The sequence below is a fragment of the Pelomonas sp. Root1217 genome (genome assembly GCF_001425705.1).
In the GTDB taxonomy this organism is placed as follows: domain Bacteria; phylum Pseudomonadota; class Gammaproteobacteria; order Burkholderiales; family Burkholderiaceae_C; genus Pelomonas.
This window is the reverse complement of sequence record NZ_LMDC01000012.1, coordinates 817,955-836,498: the sequence shown is the minus strand read 5'-3', so window position 1 is coordinate 836,498 and position 18,544 is coordinate 817,955. Positions and strand designations below refer to the sequence as shown.

Annotated in this window: 17 protein-coding genes and 1 riboswitch; of the genes, 12 read left to right on the top strand and 5 right to left on the bottom strand. The window is 69.4% G+C overall.

The window, feature by feature from the left end:
* The first annotated feature begins 140 nt into the window (after positions 1-140).
* From ASC95_RS12825 to ASC95_RS12810, 4 genes are read left to right on the top strand one after another with little or no spacing between them, the layout of a single operon-like run.
* On the top strand, positions 141-593 hold the full coding sequence (locus tag ASC95_RS12825) for a hypothetical protein (protein ID WP_235537906.1): 453 nt from the start codon (positions 141-143) through the stop codon (positions 591-593).
* Positions 594-595: 2 nt separating this feature from the next.
* Positions 596-1,576: an ABC transporter substrate-binding protein gene (locus ASC95_RS12820; protein WP_057298072.1), complete on the top strand. Its 981-nt coding sequence runs from the start codon at positions 596-598 to the stop codon at positions 1,574-1,576.
* A gap of 8 nt (positions 1,577-1,584) precedes the next feature.
* A complete protein-coding gene (locus ASC95_RS12815; protein ID WP_162250767.1) occupies positions 1,585-2,547 on the top strand; it encodes an ABC transporter substrate-binding protein in 963 nt (320 codons plus the stop codon).
* Between the two features lie 11 nt (positions 2,548-2,558).
* Positions 2,559-4,904, top strand: coding sequence for a diguanylate cyclase domain-containing protein (locus tag ASC95_RS12810; protein ID WP_057298070.1), 2,346 nt, complete (start codon positions 2,559-2,561; stop codon positions 4,902-4,904).
* 9 nt (positions 4,905-4,913) lie between these two features.
* On the opposite strand, the gene ASC95_RS12805 is transcribed toward ASC95_RS12810, so the two are convergent.
* The 3 genes from ASC95_RS12805 to metH form a co-directional block, all read right to left on the bottom strand.
* The gene (locus ASC95_RS12805; protein ID WP_057298069.1) at positions 4,914-5,363 is read right to left on the bottom strand and encodes a glycine zipper 2TM domain-containing protein; all 450 of its coding nucleotides are present in this window, start codon (positions 5,361-5,363) and stop codon (positions 4,914-4,916) included.
* Between the two features lie 44 nt (positions 5,364-5,407).
* A complete protein-coding gene (locus ASC95_RS32360; RefSeq protein ID WP_082567739.1) occupies positions 5,408-5,995 on the bottom strand; it encodes a glycine zipper 2TM domain-containing protein in 588 nt (195 codons plus the stop codon).
* Positions 5,996-6,088: 93 nt separating this feature from the next.
* On the bottom strand, positions 6,089-8,782 hold the full coding sequence (gene metH / locus ASC95_RS12795) for a methionine synthase (protein WP_082567738.1): 2,694 nt from the start codon (positions 8,780-8,782) through the stop codon (positions 6,089-6,091).
* 19 nt (positions 8,783-8,801) lie between these two features.
* A riboswitch (S-adenosyl-L-homocysteine riboswitch) is annotated at positions 8,802-8,872 on the bottom strand.
* Positions 8,873-8,955: 83 nt separating this feature from the next.
* On the opposite strand from metH, the gene ASC95_RS12790 reads away from it, so the two are divergent.
* From ASC95_RS12790 to ASC95_RS12765, 6 genes are all read left to right on the top strand, one after another.
* Positions 8,956-10,158 (top strand): hypothetical protein, encoded by a 1,203-nt coding sequence (locus tag ASC95_RS12790; RefSeq protein WP_057298067.1) that lies wholly within the window; start codon positions 8,956-8,958, stop codon positions 10,156-10,158.
* A 144-nt stretch (positions 10,159-10,302) separates the two neighbouring features.
* The gene (locus ASC95_RS12785) at positions 10,303-10,650 is read left to right on the top strand and encodes a GntR family transcriptional regulator (RefSeq protein ID WP_057298365.1); all 348 of its coding nucleotides are present in this window, start codon (positions 10,303-10,305) and stop codon (positions 10,648-10,650) included.
* Positions 10,647-11,543 (top strand): ABC transporter ATP-binding protein, encoded by an 897-nt coding sequence (locus ASC95_RS12780; RefSeq protein WP_057298066.1) that lies wholly within the window; start codon positions 10,647-10,649, stop codon positions 11,541-11,543. Before ASC95_RS12785 ends, ASC95_RS12780 begins: the two co-directional genes overlap by 4 nt.
* The gene (locus tag ASC95_RS12775; protein WP_057298065.1) at positions 11,540-12,208 is read left to right on the top strand and encodes an ABC transporter permease; all 669 of its coding nucleotides are present in this window, start codon (positions 11,540-11,542) and stop codon (positions 12,206-12,208) included. The genes ASC95_RS12780 and ASC95_RS12775 overlap by 4 nt, the downstream gene beginning before the upstream one ends.
* 10 nt (positions 12,209-12,218) lie before the next feature.
* Complete coding sequence (locus ASC95_RS29945) at positions 12,219-14,312, top strand: ATP-binding cassette domain-containing protein (protein WP_082567736.1); 2,094 nt, start codon at positions 12,219-12,221, stop codon at positions 14,310-14,312.
* Positions 14,309-15,094: an ABC transporter permease gene (locus ASC95_RS12765; protein WP_057298064.1), complete on the top strand. Its 786-nt coding sequence runs from the start codon at positions 14,309-14,311 to the stop codon at positions 15,092-15,094. The genes ASC95_RS29945 and ASC95_RS12765 overlap by 4 nt, the downstream gene beginning before the upstream one ends.
* A 52-nt stretch (positions 15,095-15,146) precedes the next feature.
* On the opposite strand, the gene ASC95_RS12760 is transcribed toward ASC95_RS12765, so the two are convergent.
* Entirely contained in the window at positions 15,147-15,947 is an 801-nt protein-coding gene (locus ASC95_RS12760; protein WP_057298063.1) for a hypothetical protein, read from the bottom strand.
* 109 nt (positions 15,948-16,056) lie between these two features.
* Positions 16,057-17,349 carry a S8 family serine peptidase gene (locus ASC95_RS12755; RefSeq protein WP_082567735.1) on the bottom strand — a complete coding sequence of 431 codons (1,293 nt, stop codon included), beginning with the start codon at positions 17,347-17,349 and terminating at the stop codon, positions 16,057-16,059.
* Between the two features lie 78 nt (positions 17,350-17,427).
* On the opposite strand from ASC95_RS12755, the gene ASC95_RS12750 reads away from it, so the two are divergent.
* Positions 17,428-17,925 carry an RNA polymerase sigma factor gene (locus tag ASC95_RS12750; RefSeq protein WP_057298062.1) on the top strand — a complete coding sequence of 166 codons (498 nt, stop codon included), beginning with the start codon at positions 17,428-17,430 and terminating at the stop codon, positions 17,923-17,925.
* On the top strand, positions 17,922-18,518 hold the full coding sequence (locus ASC95_RS12745; RefSeq protein ID WP_057298061.1) for a hypothetical protein: 597 nt from the start codon (positions 17,922-17,924) through the stop codon (positions 18,516-18,518). The genes ASC95_RS12750 and ASC95_RS12745 overlap by 4 nt, the downstream gene beginning before the upstream one ends.
* Positions 18,519-18,544: the final 26 nt, after the last annotated feature.

Sequence of the window (18,544 nt, the reverse complement as noted above, 5' to 3'; positions counted from 1 at the left end):
CGCACCATACAGTTCCCCGGTCTCTTTGCGCGCCCTCCAACAAGATCCAGTAGGGCTCACACCAACTTTGATCGGCTTACGGGCAAGACTTGTTAACCTTGAACGCATCCATAAACGAGCCGATCAAAGAAAGTCGCCAAGTGGTTGATTCACTTCGCAGGTCACCGGCCGCTATTTGTGGCTCACCACACTACCAGGGCCGGCTTAGCGGCCCCTTCCTCGACCGCCTCGATCTGCTCATCGAAGTGGCTGCTGTGCCGCCACGCGACCTGCAGGATCTCGCCCCGGGCGAGCCCAGTGCCGTCGTCGCGGAACGGGTCGCCGCCGCGCGCGAGCGGGCCGTGGCGCGCCAGGGCGTGGCCAACGCCCAGCTGCAGGCCCAGGACCTTGCCGAGCATGCGGTGCTGGAGCCCGCGGCCAAGGCTTTGCTGGAGCGATCGGCCGAGCGCCTGGGCTGGTCGGCGCGCGGCTTCCACCGCGTGCTGCGCGTGGCCCGCACGGTGGCCGATCTGGCGGGGGCGGTGGCGATTGGCAGCGCCCATGTCGCCGAGGCCATCCAGCTCCGCCGGGGCCTGCCCGGCCAGGCGGGCTGACCGTGCGCCGCCGTCTCAGGCTGGCGCTCGGGCTGGCCACCGCGCTGCTGCTGGCGGCGATCACGGTGCCGTCGCAGGCCGCGACGATCAGCATTGCCGTGCCCAGCGGCCCGGTCGCCCTGCCGCTGCTGGTGGCCGTCGAGCAGCGCCTGTTCCAGGCCGAGGGACTGGACGTCGTGCGCATTCCCTGCAACAGCGGCAAGGCCTGCCTGGCCGCGCTGCGCTCTGGAGCCGCCGAATTGGCCGCCAGCGCCGAATTTGCGGTCGCGATGACGGCTGCGCAGACACCGGCCGTCACCGTCCTGGCGTCCATCGGCGAGTCGACTGCGCAGATCAAGCTCATCGCCAGCCGGCGCGCCGGCGTGCGTGAGAGCCGGGACATGGCCGGCAAGCGCATCGCCACCGTGGCCGGCACCTCGGCCGAATACTTCCTGGACCGGTGGCTCACCTACCAGGGCATCGACCCCGACCGCGTCAAGCTGGGTTTCGCCGAGCCCGGCGCGTTGGGCGACCTCGTGCAGCAAGGCAAGGCCGCCGCAGCGGTCGTGTGGGAGCCGGAGGCAGCCCGCATCGAGGAGCGGCTTGGCGCCGATGCGGTCCGCCTGCCTTCGGCCCATGTCTACACCCAGCACTTCTGCATCGTCGCCCAGGCCCGTGCCGTCGAACGGGACCGGCCGCGTTTCGAGAAGGTCCTGCGCGCCCTGCTGCGGGCCCAGCGCTTCATTGCCGAATCGCCCAACGAGGCCCAGGCCATCCTGGCGGCCAACCTGAAGGTCAGCGCCGCCGTGGCGCAGCGCCTGATGGCCGAACAGGACTACCGGCTCGCCCTGCATACCTCGCTGCCGGCGACGATGCTGAGCCAGATCCGCTGGCAACTGGGCCAGGACGGCAAGGCGACGGAACCGGTCCCCTCCATGCAGCAGCTGATCGATGCCCGCCCGCTGCAGTCACTCGCTCCGGGCTCGGTCACGCTCACACGATGAGGTTCGCCTTGAACACACGACGCCTGCTGGCATTGCTGGTTGCAGGGCTGGCAGGCAGCGTGGCCGCGGCGCCGCTGACCGTGGCGGTGTCCCGGTCGCCGCATTCGCTGCCGGTGCTGGTGGCCCTGTCCGAGGGGCTGTTCGAGGCCGAAGGCCTGACGGTCAAGGCCATCGAGGCGCCCAGCGGCCGCCGCTGCCTGAAGCTGATGGCCGAAGGCCAGGCCGACCTGGGCACGGCTGCCGACACCGCCATCGCCTTCGAATCCTTCGAGCGCACCGATTTCTCCGTCATCGCGACCTTCTCCAGCACATCCAGCGACGTCGAACTGGTCACCCGCCGCAGCGCAGGCATCAAGGCCGCCCGCGACCTCGTCGGCAAGCGCGTCGGCGTCGTCAAAGGCACCTCGGCCCAATACTTCCTGGACACCTTCCTGCTCAACAACGACGTCGACCCCAAGAACGTCCTGCAGGTCGCCATCCAGCCCGAGGGCGCGCTGGACGCCATGGCCGCCGGCCAGGTGGATGCGGTGGCCGTCTTCCAGCCCTTTGCCTATGCGGCGGCGCACAGCCCGCGCGTGGACGGTGTCGTGCTGAGCGAATCCGGGGACTACAAGCAGACCTTCAACCTCGTGGTCCAGACGAGCGTCCTGAAGGCGCGGCGGCCCGACCTGGAGCGCTTCCTGAAAGCCATCCACCGCGCCAACGAATTCATCCACGCCCAGCCACGCCGGGCCGAGGCCATCTTCGTGAACCGGCTGGGCGTCGAGCCCGGCTTTGCGCGCTGGTCGATGCAGCGCACCCACGCCGAGCTGTCCCTGGACGAGGCCTTGCTGCGCACGCTGCAGTCGCAGGCGAACTGGGCGGTGCGGGAGGGCTATGCCGCCGGCAGAAAGCCTGCCGATTACCGCACGCTGGTCGACGCCGCGCCGCTGCGCGCCGTGCTGCCCAACGCCGTCGGCCTGCCTCGCTGACCTGCACCACCATGAAGATCCGCTCCCTTTTTATCGCCGCCGGGGCCGTCGCCGCGCTGGTGGGCACGTCGGCCATCGTCGCGATGTGGACCGCCACCCGGCTGGAAGGTCGCGCGGAAGCCCAGCAGCAACGGGCGCAGCAGGTGGCGCGCGACGTGGCGGGTCTGGTCGGCGTGACCCATGTGTTCCAGCGGGAGCGCGACGAGCTCTCGGTCTCGGAATGGAAAAGCTGGCACGCCAACATCGTGCGTGACCTGGCAGACGCCGATCTACAGGGATCAGCGCGTGCCGAAGTCGAGTTGCTGAAGGACGCGGCCGGCCGGCTACCCACTCTCTTTGAGCGCGCCCTGAAGACGGCAGCTGCGCCGGCGAGCGACTTCCAGCGCCGCCGCCACGACCAGGCGTTCGAGCTGCTGCTCGGCGACACCCAAGCCATGGCAGACGCGGCCTTCCGCTGGTCACGCAACGCCGGCGACGCGCGCAGGCTCGCGGAGGACGTGCACGAGCAGGTCACGATGGCGGCGGTGGTCGCCTTCAGCGTGCTGCTGGTCGTGCTGGCCAGCGTTGGTGTGCGCCGCGTGCTGCGGCCGCTGGCCATGCTCACGCAGGCCACCGAGGCCCTCGAGCGCGGCGAGCAGGTGCCGTTGTTCGGCAGCACGGCCCAGGACGAACTCGGCACCCTCAAGCGCCGCTTTGACGCCATGACCATCGCGCTGCAACGCCGCACGGGCGAGCTGCGTGAGGCCGAACAACGCATGCGCGCCCTTGCGGACAACGTCCCCGTGCTCATCACCGAGTTCGATGCCGACGCTCGCATCGTGTTCGCCAATGCAACGGCCGGGCGGGTCTACGGCGTGCCGGCCGAAGCGCTCCTCGGCAAGCATGTCAGCGACGTGCGCGGCGAGGACGGCGAGCGGCAGGTGCGACCCTTCATTGACGCGGTGCTGCGGGGGCAGTCCGTCGAGTTCGACAGCACGCAGTCACTGCATGGGGCGCAGCGGCATTTCCACCAACGCTACGTACCGAGGCGCGACGCGCTCTACACGGTGGTGGGCTTCTATTCGGTGTCGATGGACATCACGGAGCGCAAGGCTGCCGAGCTGGCCGTCCAGGCTTCGGAACTTCGGCTGAAGGCCATCACGGACAACATCCCCGTCGTGGTCTCGCACTTCGACCAGGACCTGCGCGCTGACTTTGGCAACCTGGCCGCCGAGCGCGTGCTGCGCCGCCCCATCTCCGAGCTGCTGGGCCAGACCTTCCGCGAGATCCGCGGAGACGCGGTGTGGGAGATCGCCAAGCCCCATATCGACGCCGTGATGCAGGGGCAGGCCCGCCAGTTCGAGTCCTTCGTGACCCATGGCGATGGCACCCTGTACTTCGCGCAGCGCTATGTGCCCGACATCGATGCGGCCGGCCAGGTCCAGGGCTTTTACTCTGTCTCCTTCGACATCACGGAGCGGCGCCAGGCCGAGGCCAAGCTGGCCGAAAGCGAGAAACGGTTGCGTGACATCGCCGACAACCTGCCGGTGATGATTTCCTATATCGACAAGGACCAGCGCCTGCTGTTCCTGAACGAGACCTTCAGCAAGTGGACGGGCTTGGATCACCGCACCACCGTCGGCAAGACCGTGGCGGAGGCCGTGCCGGCGGCGCTGTACGAACAGCGCCGCGAGCACCTGGCGCGGGCGCTTGGCGGCGAGCGTGTCGAGTTCCATGTCGAATCCGTGGCGGCCGGGGCGGCCCGCTCGCTGCACAACCTCTACCTGCCCGACGTCGCCGAGGATGGATCAATTCGCGGTCTGTATGCGCTCAGCACGGACGTGACCGAACGCCGGCAGCTCGAGCGCCAGCTTGCCGAGCTGGCCCGCACCGACGCCCTCACCGGGCTGCCCAACCGCTACAGCTTCAACGAGCAGCTGGCCGCAGTGATCAAGCGGGCCCACCGGGCGCAGAGCTTGTCGGCGCTGCTGTTTCTCGACATCGACCGGTTCAAGCTCATCAACGACAGCTATGGCCACGGTGTCGGCGACGAGGTGCTGTGCGAGTTTGCGCGGCGGCTGCAGCAACTGGTCAGAGGCACCGACTTTGTCGGCCGACTGGCGGGCGATGAATTCATCGTCGTGCTGGAAGGCCTGCACGCAGCCAGCGAAGCCGAGATCGTGGCCGGCAAGATCATCACGGCCATCAACCGGCCGTTTGCGACATCGGTCGGCGAACTGTCGATCGCGACAAGCATCGGTATCGCAGTTCACCCACGCGATGAACTCGGCGGCGAGGAACTGCTCGGCCGGGCCGACCAGGCGCTGTATCTCGCCAAGGGCGCGGGGCGCAACCAATACCGGTTGCACGCGTCGTAACAGGCCTCGTCAGGCCCTGACGAGCTGGCCGTCCCGTTCGCGCACGATGTCGCCGGCCCTCAGCATGGGATCGGCGCCGAGTTCGACGCTGCGCATCCGGCCGTGGCGGTCGACGACCTGCGCAACCCAGACGGTGGACTTCTTGGCGTTCTTCTCGACCTCGTTGCCGGCATAGCCGCCGGCCGCAGCCCCACCGACGGTCGCGAGCTTCTTGCCGGCTCCGCCGCCCACCTGGTTGCCCAGCAGGCCGCCAATGACGGCACCACCGACGACACCCAGGCCGCTGCCCTTGCCCTTGCGGGTCTCGCTGTGGATTTCCTGCACCCACAAGCAGCCGTCACAGAGCGCGTTGCGCTGGGCCTGTGTCGGGATGGACAGCACCGGTGCCGGGTTGTCTTCGGCACGCACGGCGGTGGACAGGGTGGCCGCAAGGGCCGCGGTGGCAATCAGCAACTTCATCGCATCACTCCTTGGAACCCGCCCTGCCCAGGCGTCGCGTCGCGTCAGGCGCGCACGAAGCCGTTCTCAGTCAGCCTGACCTCATCGCCGACGCGCAGGCCCGGGTCGGTGCTGCGCTCGAAACGGCGCAGGCGGCCATCGCGCTCGCGCACCTGCACGATCCAGACGTTGTAGCTCTTCTGGTTCTTCTCGATTTCGTTGCCGGCATAACCGCCACCCACGGCACCTGCCACGGTGGCGAGCTTCTTGCCGTTGCCGCCGCCCACCATATTGCCCAGCAGGCCGCCGACGACGGCGCCGCCCACGGCACCGACGCCGCTGCCCTTGCCACGGCGCGCCTCGGTATGCACGTCGGTCACGCGGCCGCAGCTGTCGCACAGCGCCGGCGGGGCCTGGGTTTCAACCGCAGGGGCTGGCTGGGGCTGGGGCTGGGCCTGGGCCTGGCGTACCGGGTCGGCACTGGCCAGGCGCTGTGGCGCGGCGGTGGTCTGCTGCTGTGTCGTCGCGGCAATCGGCTCACTGGTGACCGTCTGCGACCGACCCACGGCATAGGCGCCACCGAGCAGCGCCAGCACGACGGCGACGCCGGCGACGATCTGCGTGGACTTGACGGAATTCATGGGGGTCGACATGGGGCCTCCGATGTGGTTGGTATGACCCGCAGGATGCCGCGCCCCGGCGGCCCGCCCTGTAGGACGAAACCGCTTCAAGGTCCGGGTGTCGACCTAGCCCAACAGTGGCGCCAGCGCGCGCCGCGCCTCGGCCTCACCCAGGCCGCAACGTGCGGCCCAGTCGGCGAGCTGGTCGTCGCCGATGCGGCCGACATTGAAGTACGCCGCGTCCGGGTGGGCCAGGTAGAAGCCACTGACGCTGGCCGCCGGTGTCATTGCCATGCTGTCGGTCAGGCCCATGCCGATCTCTTCGGGTGCGAGCACGCGAAACAGGTCGCGCTTGGAGAGATGGTCGGGGCAGGCCGGGTAGCCAGGCGCGGGGCGGATGCCTTCGTACTTCTCGGCCACGAGCTCCGCATTGCTCAGCAACTCGGCCGGCGCATAGCCCCAGAACTCACGCCGCACGCGCTCGTGCAGCCACTCTGCGGCTGCCTCGGCCAGCCGGTCGGCCAGCGCCTTGAGCATGATGGCCGAATAGTCGTCATGGGTGGCAAGGAAGTCGGCCTCCTTCTTGTCGACGCCCAGGCCCGCCGTGACGGCGAACATGCCGACGTGGTCGCCGTCTTCCGCAACGAAATCGGACAGGCAGCGGTTGGGGCGCTTCACCCCTTCGACGACCGGCCGCTCGGACTGCATGCGCAGGCCGTGCCAGGTCATGGGCGGCTCGCTGCGGATCTCGATGTCGTCGTCGTTGACGCGCGCCGCCGGATACAGGCCGAAGACCGCGTGCGCCTGCAGCCAGCGGCCGTCGATGATCTTCTTCAGCATGGCCTGGGCGTCGGCGAACACCTTGCGCGCTTCCGTGCCCACCACCGCGTCATCCAGGATGGCCGGATAGGGGCCAGCGAGGTCCCAGGTCTGGAAATAAGGCCCCCAGTCGATGTAGCGGGCCAGATCGGCAAGATCGAGGTTCTTCAGCACGCGCCGGCCAGTGAACTTCGGGGCGGGCGCGACGCGGCTCAGGTCCAGCACGGCCTTGTTGGCGCGCGCCTGCGCCAGAGTGACCAGCGGCGTCTGCTTCTTGTTGGCGTGCAGTTGACGCGTCTTCTCGATGTCGGCCTTCAACTCGGCGATGTAGGCCGCGGCGCGGTCATCGCTGAGCAGTTCGGTGCACACGCCCACGGCGCGCGACGCATCGGGCACGTAGACCACCGGGCCGTCGTAATGCGGCGAGATCTTGACGGCCGTGTGCACGCGGCTGGTCGTGGCGCCGCCGATCAGCAGCGGCATGTGGCGCGAAGCGAAGTAGTCATCGCGCTGCATCTCAGCCGCGACATGCTGCATTTCCTCGAGGCTGGGCGTGATGAGGCCGGACAGGCCGATGATGTCCGCGCCCTCCTCCTTGGCCTTCTGCAGGATGTCGCGCGCCGGCACCATGACGCCCATGTTGACGACTTCATAGTTGTTGCACTGCAGGACCACCGTGACGATGTTCTTGCCGATGTCGTGCACGTCGCCCTTGACGGTCGCGATGACGATCTTGCCCTTGGGCTTGGCGTCGCCGCCGCCCTCGATGAGCAGGCGCTTTTCTTCCTCGATGTAGGGCAGCAGGTGGGCCACGGCCTGTTTCATCACCCGGGCGCTCTTCACCACCTGCGGCAGGAACATCTTGCCCGCGCCGAACAGGTCGCCGACGACATTCATACCGGCCATCAGCGGGCCTTCGATGACGTGCAGCGGCCGGCCGCCCTTGGCCAGGATGGCTTGCCAGGCTTCCTCGGTGTCTTCGGTGATGAAGTCGGTGATGCCATGCACCAGCGCGTGCGACAGCCGCTGGTTCACATCGCCGGCGCGCCAGGCCAGGCGGGCGGAGTCGTCCTTACCGGCACTCTTGGCGCGGTCGGCGATCTCGATGAGGCGCTCGCCCGCGTCCGCGCGGCGATTCAGCACAACGTCTTCGACGCGCTCGCGCAACTCGGCGTCGAGGTCGTCGTAGACACCCACCATGCCGGCATTGACGATGCCCATGTCCATGCCCGCCTGGATGGCGTGGTACAGGAAGACGGTGTGGATGGCCTCGCGCACCGGCTCGTTGCCACGGAAGCTGAAAGACACGTTGGACACGCCGCCCGACACCTTGGCGCCGGGCAGGTTCTGCTTGATCCAGCGCGTGGCCTCGATGAAGTCCACGGCGTAGTTGTCGTGCTCCTCGATGCCGGTGGCGATGGCGAAGATGTTGGGGTCGAAGATGATGTCCTCGGCCGGGAAGCCAACCTCGTCGACGAGGATGCGGTAGGCCCGTGCACAGATCTCGGTCTTGCGCGCGAAGGTGTCGGCCTGGCCCTTTTCGTCGAAGGCCATCACCACGGCCGCGGCACCGTAGCGGCGCACCAGCTTGGCCTGGCGGCGGAACTCGTCCTCGCCTTCCTTCAGGCTGATGGAGTTGACGATGCCCTTGCCCTGGATGCACTTCAGGCCGGCCTCGATGACGCTCCACTTCGACGAGTCGATCATGATCGGCACGCGCGCAATCTCGGGCTCGCCGGCGATCAGGTTCAGGAAGCGCACCATGGCCGCCTGGCTGTCCAGCATGGCCTCGTCCATGTTGATGTCGATGACCTGGGCGCCGTTCTCGACCTGCTGGCGCGCCACGGCCAGGGCCTGCTCGAACTGGCCCGCCAGGATCATGCGGGCGAAGGCCTTGGAGCCGGTGACGTTGGTGCGCTCGCCGATGTTGACGAACAGGCTGCCGGCGTCGATGGCAACGGGCTCGAGGCCGGAGAGTTTCAGTGCAGGCGGGGTGGTCATCGATGAGGCTCAGGCAGAGGATCGATGAGCGCCGTTTCAACAAATCCGAGCCTGGCAGGCAAGAAACCCGTCGCAGCGCTCCTCGGATGGCCGGGAATTCTACGCAGCCACCCCTTCGCCAACGCTCAAGATTGCCTTGCGCAAGCCGAAGGCCGTTGAGAATGCCTCAATCCATGGCCTCCGACCTCATCCCCCTACCGACCCGCACGCTGCGGCTGGGCATGACCCTGCCCTACGACCTGTTCGACGCCAACGGCAAGCTGCTGTTCGCGCGCGGCCAGGTGTTGCGCGACTCGCCGCTGGTGCGCAGCCTCGTCGATGGCGGCGCCTGGGTGAACTCGTCGGACACGATGGAGTACCAGCGCGCGCTGGCCCACCGGCTGGACACGATGGTCATGCAGGACGTGTCGCTGTCCGACATCGCCAAGGCCGACGGCAGTTTCCGGCTCGACACCCTGGTACCGACCAAGGTCGAACTTGGCCCGCGCGAGACCTGGTCCAACCTGCTGCTGCACACCCACACCCTGTTGCGCGAGGCCGATCCGGTTGATTTCACCGCCCGGCTGGGGGCGCTGCGCGACACCGCACTGAAACGCCTGCACGCCCACCCTGACGCAACCCTGATGCTGCTGATCTTCGAGAGCAGCCAGGAATTCGGCGACTACAGCGCCCGACATGCGCTGCTGACGCTGCTGCTGTGCGACCTGGTCGCCCAGCAGATGCAGCTGGCGCCCGAATTGCGCAGCGCGCTGCAAGGCGCCGCGTTGACGATGAACTACGGCGCCGGCCCGGCCCACGACCGCCTGGCCAACCAACTCGACGCCGCCACGCCCGCTCAGCGGCAGGCCCTGGCTGCCCACGGGGACCGCGCGGCGCAGCGCCTGGCCCAGGTTGGCATCACCGACCTCGTCTGGCTGACGGCAGTACGGCTGCACCACGAGGCCGGCCCCGGCCCGCTGGCCGGCCGCAGCGACGGCGAGAAGTTGGCCCGGCTGCTGCGCCGCATCGACCTGTTCGGCGCCCGACTGTCTCCGCGCCGCAGCCGCACGGCGATGAGCGGCGCCGCGGCCGCCCGGGCCGTCTTCCTCGACGAACTCGGCCAGCCTGACGAAGCCGGCGCGGCGCTGATCAAGACCGTGGGCCTCTACCCGCCCGGCAGCATCGTGCGCTTGGCCAATGGCGAGGTGGGCATCGTGTTCAAGCGCGGCTTCAGCGCCAACGAGCCCCTCGTGGCTGCGCTGATCGGCAAGAGCGGCAGCCCGCTGAGCAACCCGGTGCCGCGCGACACGCGGCTGGTGGCGCAAGCCATCACGGCCAGCCTCGCGCCGGCGGAATTCAAGCTGCGCGTGAACCTGGAAGCACTGCTGAAGCTCTAGACGAGCCGTCGATTTCGACCGGCAAGGGCGGCCCGTGGGCCGCTCTTTTCGTTTCGCCGCTTGCATCCGCTCGACTGTGCATATATTCTGTGTATACACAATATGCACAGCAGCCTCTTCATCTCGCAGACCGACGCGAGGCCCATGTACCTCCAGATCGTGGAGCAGATCCGCCAGCGCGTCGCCGCCGGGGATTGGCCCGTCGGGCAGGAGCTGCCGTCCATCCGCGCGTTGGCGGCGGACCTGCGGGTCAGCGTCATCACCGTCAAGCGCGCCTACCTGGACCTGGAGTCCGAGGGCGTCATCGTCACCCGCCATGGCAAGGGCTCCTTCGTGGCCGATGCGCAGGGCCTGGCCAAGGACATGCGCCTGGCCCAGCTCGACACCCACCTCGCCGCCGCCAGCGAGATCGCCCGGTCGCTCGCCATGCCCGAGCCCGAACTGATCGAACGACTGCGCAGCGCGCTGAACAACCAGGAGCCCGAAGCATGAGCGCCAAGGCGATAGAGATGACCGGCGTGCGCAAGGCGTTCCGCTTCTTCACGCTGGAAGACGTGTCCCTGGATCTCGAGCAGGGCCAGATCATGGGCCTCGTCGGCCCCAACGGCGCCGGCAAGAGCACCACCATTCGGCTGCTGATGGGCCTGCTGACGCCGGACGCCGGCTGCATCCGCCTGCTGGGCCACGACATGCCAAGCCAGCAGGCGGTGGCCAAGGCCGACGTCGGCTTCGTCAGCGACGACATGAAGCTGCTGCCGCAAGCCACGCTGGCCTGGCATATGGACTTCGTCGCGGCCCTCTATCCCGGCTGGGATGCGGCCTATGCCGCCACGCTGCTGAAGCGCTTCGGCCTGCATGCCGGGCAGACGGCCAGGCACCTGTCCACCGGCGAGCAGGCCAAGGCCCTGCTGCTGCTGGCCCTGGCCCGCCGCCCGCGCCTGCTGGTGCTGGACGAGCCCACGTCGGGCATGGACCCGGTGGCCCGCCAGGAACTGCTGACCGAGTTCATGGACGTGCTGCGCGACGACAGCCGCTCCATCCTGTTCTCGTCGCACAACACCGTCGACGTGGAGCGCATCTCTGACCGCATCACCTTCATCGACCGCGGACGCGTCGTGGCCTCAGACAATAAGGACGACTTCATCGAACGCTGGCGCACGCTGCGGCTGCGCCTGCCCAAGCTCGCAACGGAAGGCCTGCCCGACTGGCGGCTGCCGGAAATCGTCCATCGCGACGTCGACGGCCCCAACGTCACGCTGACCGTCGACGGCTTCAGCGACGACTTCCTCGCCCGCCTCGGCTCACCGGTCCAGGAAGTGCACCGCATGAGCCTGGAGGAAGTCTTCGTCGCCACCGTCATGCACAGCCGGGAGGCCCGGCCATGAACGCCATCACCCGCAAGCTCGTCGCCAAGGAGCTGTATCTCTACCGCTGGCTGCTGGTGGGCGCCACCGCTGCCGGCTACGCCGGCCTCGTGACCGCGGCCAGCGGCGAGATCGGCTTCAACATCGGCTTCATCGTCTGGCTGACGGCCATCATCGCGCTGGGCGTCATGCTGGCGCTGTTCGGCGTGGCCTCCGAACGCAAGGACCGTTCGCTGCTGTTCATGCTGAGCCTGCCGCTGTCGCCGGGCGACTACGTGCGCGCCAAGCTTCTCGGCCTGCTCGTGTGCTTCCTGCTGCCCTGGGCGCTGCTGAGCGCCGGCGCCGTCGCGCTGATCCTCGCCATGCCGGGCATCGCCGACGGCCTGCTGCCCTACGCCGCGCTGCTGTGCGCCTTCCTGCTGCTGAACTTCGCGCTGGTGCTGTGCGCCGCGCTGCACATCCACTCCGAGGCTGCCATGGGCGGCGTCGTCATCCTCACCAACATGTCGGTGTCCCTCTTCATGATGGGCGTCGGCCGCATTCCGGCAGTGGGGCAGTACATGCTCGCCGCCACCCCGGTCTGGAACGCCACGTTCTGGCAACTGCTGGCCGCCGAAGCGGCGCTCACCCTCCTCGCCCTGTCCCTGCCCCTGTTCAGCGCCGCACGACGGCGCGACTTCCTCTAGGGAGATTTCCATGCCCACCCAACCCAACGGCGAGAGGCTGCACGCCCTCGACGCAGTGCGGAGCTTTGCCCTTTTGCTGGGCGTGGCCTTCCACGCGATGCTGTCCTTCATCCCCGGCATGCCACCGGGCCTGTGGGCGATGAACGACAACTCGCCCAGCGCCTTCCTGGCGGACGCGAGCTTCGTGGCGCACAGCTTTCGCATGACGCTGTTCTTCTTCATCGCCGGCTACTTCGCGCGGCTGCTGCACCAGCGCCTGGGCACCGCGGGCTTCTGGGGCCATCGCGGCAAGCGCGTCGCGGTGCCCCTGGTCGTCGGCTGGCCGCTGCTGTTCGTCGCCATCATTGCCGTGTGGGGCTGGGGCATGCAGAAGGTCTTCCACGGCGCGCCACCGGCGCCGCCGGAGATGCCCAAGGCCCTGGGCGCCCTGCCGCTGTTCCACCTGTGGTTCCTGTACCAGCTTCTTTGGCTGTACGCCGGCGCCCTGCTGGTGCGCAGCGTCGTCGCCCGCCTGGACCGGCAGCAACGCTTGCGCGGTCTCGTGGACCGCCTCACGACGGGCGCTCTGCGCTGGCCCGCCGGCGCGCTGCTGCTCGGCCTGCCGCTGGCGTCCAGCCTGCTGGCGCTGCCGATGTGGATGCCCTGGGCCGGCATTCCCACGCCCGACCAGTCGTTGATCCCGCAGCTGCCTGCCACCGTGGGTTATGGCACCGCCTTGGCCTTCGGCTGGCTGGTGCAGCGCGCGCCGGGGGCGCTGGCGGCGCTGCGCGAACGCTGGCTGCCGCATCTGGCGCTGGCCCTTGCGTCGTCGGCCGTGTGCCTCTACGTGCTCAAGACCCAGCCGGTCTTCGGCATGCCCGATCAGCCCAAACTGATCTTCACGCTGGCCTTCGTCGCCTCCGCCTGGTGCTGGAGCTTCGCCATCACGGGCGCCGCGCTGCGCTTCCTGTCCGCCCACAGCCCGGCCTTGCGCTACGTCGCCGATGCGTCCTACTGGATCTACCTGGCCCATCTGCCGGTGGTAGCAGCCCTGCAGGTCTGGGTGGGCGACTGGCCGCTGCACTGGAGCCTGAAGTACCCCTTCATCGTCGCCACCAGCCTGGCGCTGCTGTTCCTGAGCTACCACTGGGGGGTGCGCTCGACCGTCATCGGCAAGCTGCTCAACGGCCGGGCCTATCCCCGCCGTGCCGTCGCGGCCCCGGCCGAAGAAGCGGTGCTGGATGACGTCGTCGCGTCGCTGCGCGGCGTGTCCAAGCGCTACGGCAAGCTGGAGGCGCTCAGCAGCGTCGACCTGCAGCTCAGGCGCGGCGAACTGCTCGCGCTGCTCGGCCCCAACGGCGCCGGCAAGTCCACGGCGATCTCGCTGTGGCTGGGCCTGCACGACGCCGACGCCGGCATCGTGCGCCTGCTCGGCGGCGCGCCGCAGGAGATCGCACGGCGCCAGGGGCTGGGCGTCATGATGCAGGACGTCGAGCTGCCCAAGGATCTGCGGGTGCACGAACTGGTCGCCCTGTCAGCCAGCTACTACCCGCAGCCGCTGAGCGTGAAGGACACGATGGAGCGCGCCGGCATCACCGCGCTCGCCAGCCGCCCCTACGGCAAGCTGTCCGGCGGCCAGAAGCGCCAGGTGCAGTTCGCCATCGCGATCTGCGGCCGGCCGAAGGTGCTGTTCCTGGACGAACCGACCGTCGGCCTCGACATCCAGGCCCGCGAGCTGATGTGGGCCAACATCCGCGCGCTGCTGCGCGAGGGCTGCTCCATCCTGCTGACGACGCACTACCTGGAAGAAGCCGAGGCGCTGGCGACCCGCGTCGCCGTGCTCGGCAAGGGGCGCGTCATCGCCTCGGGCAGCGTGGCCGAGATGCGCGCGCTGGTGTCGCGGCGCCACATCCGCTGCGAGACCTCGCTGGTGCCAGGCGACGTGCGCCAGTGGCCAGGCGTGGTGGATGTCAGCTGCGACCACGACCAGCTCGCCATCGTTGCCACCGACGCCGAAACGGTGGTGCGCCGCCTGCTCGCCGCCGACGCCGGGCTCTCGCGCCTGGAGGTGAAACAGGCCGGGCTCAACGATGCTTTCAACGCACTGACCCAGGAGGCCGCATGACCACACTGACCCATCGCCTGGACCCCGCGCCGACCCCGCGTCGGGCCTCTCCCTACGCCGTCGAGATGCGCCTGGAACTGCTGCGCCTGCTGCGCGCCCCGGCCTTTGCGCTGCCGATGTTCGTGCTGCCGGTGGCGCTGTACCTGCTGTTCGCCTTCGCGGTGGCCGGCGAGCAGACCGCCAAGGACCCCGACGCCGCGCGCTTCATGTTCGCCGGCTTCTCGTTGATGGCCGTGACCATGGCCGCCGTGTTCGCCACCTGTCCGTCGCTCGCGATGGAACGCGAGCAGGGGCTGCTGACCCTCAAGCGCGCCCAGCCCGCGCCGCCGGGTGCCTGGCTGCTGGCCAAGATCGTGGCGGGCGTCGTGACCGGCCTGATCGCCTACCTGCCCCTGCTCGTGGTCACTGCCGTCAGCGGCCAGACGGCATTGAGCGTCGGCCAGCTCGCCGCCATGAGCGCCGTGCTGGTGGCCGGTGCCATCCCGTTCTGCGCCCTCGGTCTGATGGTCGGCGCGCTGGCCAGTGGCTCCGCCGCACCGGCCTATGCCCACCTGCTCTACCTGCCTGGGCTCTACCTGTCGGGCGTGTTCTTCCCGCTGCCCAAGTCGATGTACTTCCAGGCGCCGTTCTGGCCGCAGTTCCACCTCAACCAGCTTGTCTTCGCGGCGGGCGGCGTTGACAAGTTCCGCTGGATCTCGCCGGAGATCGCCTTCGCGGTACTACTGGGCTTCACGGTGCTGTGCAGCGGCATCGCCCTGGTTCGCTTGAAGCGGCGCGGCTGACAACGTCGCGGGCGGCCCGCAGGCCGCCCTTGCCGCTCAAGCCGGAGGTCGATCAGCGCTTGACGCTGCCGTTCGCGGAACCGTCCACGGCCAGCGACTGGTCGGTGCGCGAAGCCTTGGCCGAGGCACTGCCTGCCGCCTGGGCATTGCGGCCGGCGGCCTGGCCGCTGGCGCTGCCGCCGAATTCATTCTTGCTGGCACCCCCGTTGGCCGTGCCGCCCAAGGCCAGCGGCGAGGCCGGCTTGGCAGGCGTCGTGGATGCAGTGGGCGCTGCAGGGGTCACCGGCGCCGTGGTGGCCGGGGCGGCCGGGGTTGCCGGCGTCGTCGCGGCGGGCGTATCGCCCTGCTTCAGCGCGCCGTTCAGCATGCCGCTGCCCTGGCCCGCCAGATTGCCGCTGACGCCGTTGGCCGTGCCATTCAGCGCACCGCTGACGCTGCCGTCGGCGCTGCCCGAAACGTTGCCGGCAGCACTGCCCAGCGAGTCCTTGGCGCCTTCGCCAGCGGCCCTCAGCTCGCCCACCTTGTCCGTCACGGTGGACTTGACGTCGCCGGCCTTGGCGGTCGCCGTGTCTTTGACGCCGCCGACGGCGCCCTTGGTCTTGTCGACCGTGCCCTTGATCAAGGAGCCGTCAGCCTGACCATTGGCCGAGCCGTTGGCCCTGCCGCCAATGTCGAGCTGGCGCGGCGACAGCGCGCCGTTCAGGCCGCCGGTCAAGCCGCCGGTGAGGCCGCCGGTGAGGCCGCCGCCACCGCCAAGCAGGCCGGCGTGAGCGTTGGAAGCCAGCAGGCCGGCTGCAACAGCGGCAATGCTCAGCGTGGTGCGAAGAACTTGGGTGCGACGGGTTGCAAACATGATGGATCTCCGGATGGTTGTTGCGGAAGAGCCAGCCATTCCGGCCCTTTCACTGATGACAACGACCACCGCCCAGACATCCTTCCCCGCCCAGATGCAACCTTGTGTTTCAGCGCGCCTGGCGCGCCTGCAACTGCTCGGGCACCACCCGCAGGTCCTCGCCCACGAGGCCGCGGCCATAGACCGGATCCCGTCCGGGCGCGCCCAGGTCGGTGGCTGAGGCGGCCAGGCGCTCCAGTACCGCGGCGGCGGCGGCCGGGTCGGGTTCGCGCAATTCCGCAGCGAGCAGGCCGGCCACCAGCGGTGCCGCAAACGAGGTGCCGCGCGCGATGCCATAGCCGCCGCCGCTGCGTGCCACGGCGACATCGGCACCCGGCGCCGTCAGCAGCACCTGCGGCCCCTGCGCCGCCTCGGGCAGCACGCGGCGCGACGGGTTCACACCGGTCACGCCGATGACGCCGGCATAGGACGCCGGGAACAGCGGCGGCGCGGCTGGGCCGTCGTTGCCGACCGCCGCGACCAGCAGATGGCCGCGCTTGACCAGGGCCGCGACGCCCTGTTCCAGCAGCCGGTTCTGCGGCCCGACCAGGCTGAGGTTGATCACCGCGACCCGCTCGCGTGCCATCCAGGCCAGCGCGCGCACGACCTCTTCGGCCGAGCCGCCGTCGGGCTTGTCGCAATAGACGTCGGCGGCGAAGAGCTCCGCCTTCACGGCCGCGCCCGCAAAGCCGCGGTCGCGGCCGACCAGCAAGGAGGCGACCGCCGTGCCGTGTTCGCTCGGCACGGCGCTGCCGCCGCAGCCGAAGCTGCCGCCAGCCGCGTGACGCAGGGCCGCATGCCGGCGGTCCACGCCGCCGTCGATGAGGCCCACGCGTGCGGGGCCTTGCTGTCGCGTTGGTGCGGTCACGCTGCCAGGAGCCAGCTCACCGCTGCGGGCATAGAGGTGGTTGAAGTCAGCCTGCAGGTCCGGCTGGGTCGCACGCAGCTTCTCGAGCGCCTCGGCCGTGCCCAGTCCCGCAGGTACGCTCAGCACGACCTCGCGAAGTTCCAGCTCAGGCCAGGCCTCCTCGCGCAGCTTGACGAGGCCCAGGGCCGCCGCCGCGGCCAAGGCGGCCTCGCTGGGCGACAGCAGCACGAGTTCACGCCGGCGGATCAGCTCGCCGCGCGGGTCGGCCTCGATGACGTCCGGGTGCCGCTGCAGCAGGTCGCGCACCGTCGTCGCGCGCAGGTCCACCAGCTGCGTGGTGGACGACAACAGCTCGGGCAGGGGTTGCACGACGCGGTCCACCACACGGTCCACCACACCGGGCAGGCGCGACACGCCCGGCAGTTGCGGCAGGCGCAGCTGGGCCTGGGCGGGCACGGTCAGGGCGGCGAGGGTCAGGGCGAGAAGGGGTTTCATGGTGTCGAAGCAGCTTTCTTGAGGATAACGAGCGACGGAGGGAAGAAAATCCATGCCTCGCCCGTTGTCCGTGTATCGATGCCCGAAACCCTTCCCGAACTTCGCCAGGCGATCGCCGAACTGCTGCCACGGCTGCGCCGTTTCGGCAGGACGCTGGCCCACTCCCGCGAAGACGCCGACGACCTCGTGCAGGTCGCCATCGAGAAGGCGCTGACCCGCACCGACCAGTGGACGCCTGGAACGCGTCTGGACAGCTGGATGTTCAGAATCATGCAGAACGCCTGGATCGATGAACTGAGGGCCCGCGAACGGCGCGGCCAGACCTTCCTGCCCGAAGAGGAAGGCGAGCACGTCGGCGACGGCGCCACGACGGGCGCGCCGCTCGACGCCATTCTGGTGCGCAACGCCGTGGCCAGGCTCAGCGACGAGCACCGCACGGTGGTCGGCCTGGTGCTGGTCGAGGGCTTGAGCTATCAGGAAGCCGCCGAGACGCTGGGCGTGCCGGTCGGCACCGTGACGAGCCGCGTTGCCCGCGCCCGCGAGGCGCTGCAGGAACTGCTGGGAGAGTGGCCATGAACATGAACGAGGATCAACTGAAAGCCGAGCGCCGCCGCCTGGCCGCCGCCTTTGACGGCGTGCTGAAGGAGCCTGTGCCGGAGCGGCTCAAGGCCCTGCTGGCCGAACCTGCCGCCCCGGTCGTGGATCTCGGCGCCGTGCGCGCCCGGCGTGCCATGTCCAGCTGGGCTGCCTGGGGCGGCATGGCCGCGACGCTGCTGCTGGGCACGCTGATCGGCACCCGCCTGACGCCACCCGGCGCGACCGACGAGAACCGCCTGGTCGCCACCGGCGCCATCGCCCAGGCACTGGATCGCCAGCTTGCCAGTGCACCAGGCGGTGCGGTGGCGGTCCAGGTCAGCTTCAAGGCCAGGGACGGCCGCTACTGCCGCAGCTTCTCGACGCCAGCCTCGGCCGGCCTGGCCTGCCGCGACGGCGACGGCGCCTGGGCCTTGCAGCAGGCCACGGCCGTGGCGGCCACGCCCGGCACCGGCATGCGCCAGGCCGCCACCGCCCTGCCACCCACCGTGCTGGCTGCGGTGGACGGCCTCATCGCCGGCGAGGCCCTCAATGCCGATCAGGAGCGCGCCGCGCGCGACGCGGGCTGGCACTGAAAGCACCGCGGCTGGGCTAGCATGGG

Coding starts and splice junctions, on each gene's coding strand:
- ASC95_RS12810 (WP_057298070.1), top strand. CDS start 2,559: ATGAAGATCCGCTCCCTTTTTATCGCCGCCGGGGCCGTCGCCGCGCTG.
- ASC95_RS12805 (WP_057298069.1), bottom strand. CDS start 5,363: ATGAAGTTGCTGATTGCCACCGCGGCCCTTGCGGCCACCCTGTCCACC.
- ASC95_RS32360 (WP_082567739.1), bottom strand. CDS start 5,995: ATGTCGACCCCCATGAATTCCGTCAAGTCCACGCAGATCGTCGCCGGC.
- metH (WP_082567738.1), bottom strand. CDS start 8,782: ATGACCACCCCGCCTGCACTGAAACTCTCCGGCCTCGAGCCCGTTGCC.
- ASC95_RS12790 (WP_057298067.1), top strand. CDS start 8,956: ATGGCCTCCGACCTCATCCCCCTACCGACCCGCACGCTGCGGCTGGGC.
- ASC95_RS12785 (WP_057298365.1), top strand. CDS start 10,303: ATGTACCTCCAGATCGTGGAGCAGATCCGCCAGCGCGTCGCCGCCGGG.
- ASC95_RS12780 (WP_057298066.1), top strand. CDS start 10,647: ATGAGCGCCAAGGCGATAGAGATGACCGGCGTGCGCAAGGCGTTCCGC.
- ASC95_RS12775 (WP_057298065.1), top strand. CDS start 11,540: ATGAACGCCATCACCCGCAAGCTCGTCGCCAAGGAGCTGTATCTCTAC.
- ASC95_RS29945 (WP_082567736.1), top strand. CDS start 12,219: ATGCCCACCCAACCCAACGGCGAGAGGCTGCACGCCCTCGACGCAGTG.
- ASC95_RS12765 (WP_057298064.1), top strand. CDS start 14,309: ATGACCACACTGACCCATCGCCTGGACCCCGCGCCGACCCCGCGTCGG.
- ASC95_RS12760 (WP_057298063.1), bottom strand. CDS start 15,947: ATGTTTGCAACCCGTCGCACCCAAGTTCTTCGCACCACGCTGAGCATT.
- ASC95_RS12755 (WP_082567735.1), bottom strand. CDS start 17,349: ATGAAACCCCTTCTCGCCCTGACCCTCGCCGCCCTGACCGTGCCCGCC.
- ASC95_RS12750 (WP_057298062.1), top strand. CDS start 17,428: ATGCCCGAAACCCTTCCCGAACTTCGCCAGGCGATCGCCGAACTGCTG.
- ASC95_RS12745 (WP_057298061.1), top strand. CDS start 17,922: ATGAACATGAACGAGGATCAACTGAAAGCCGAGCGCCGCCGCCTGGCC.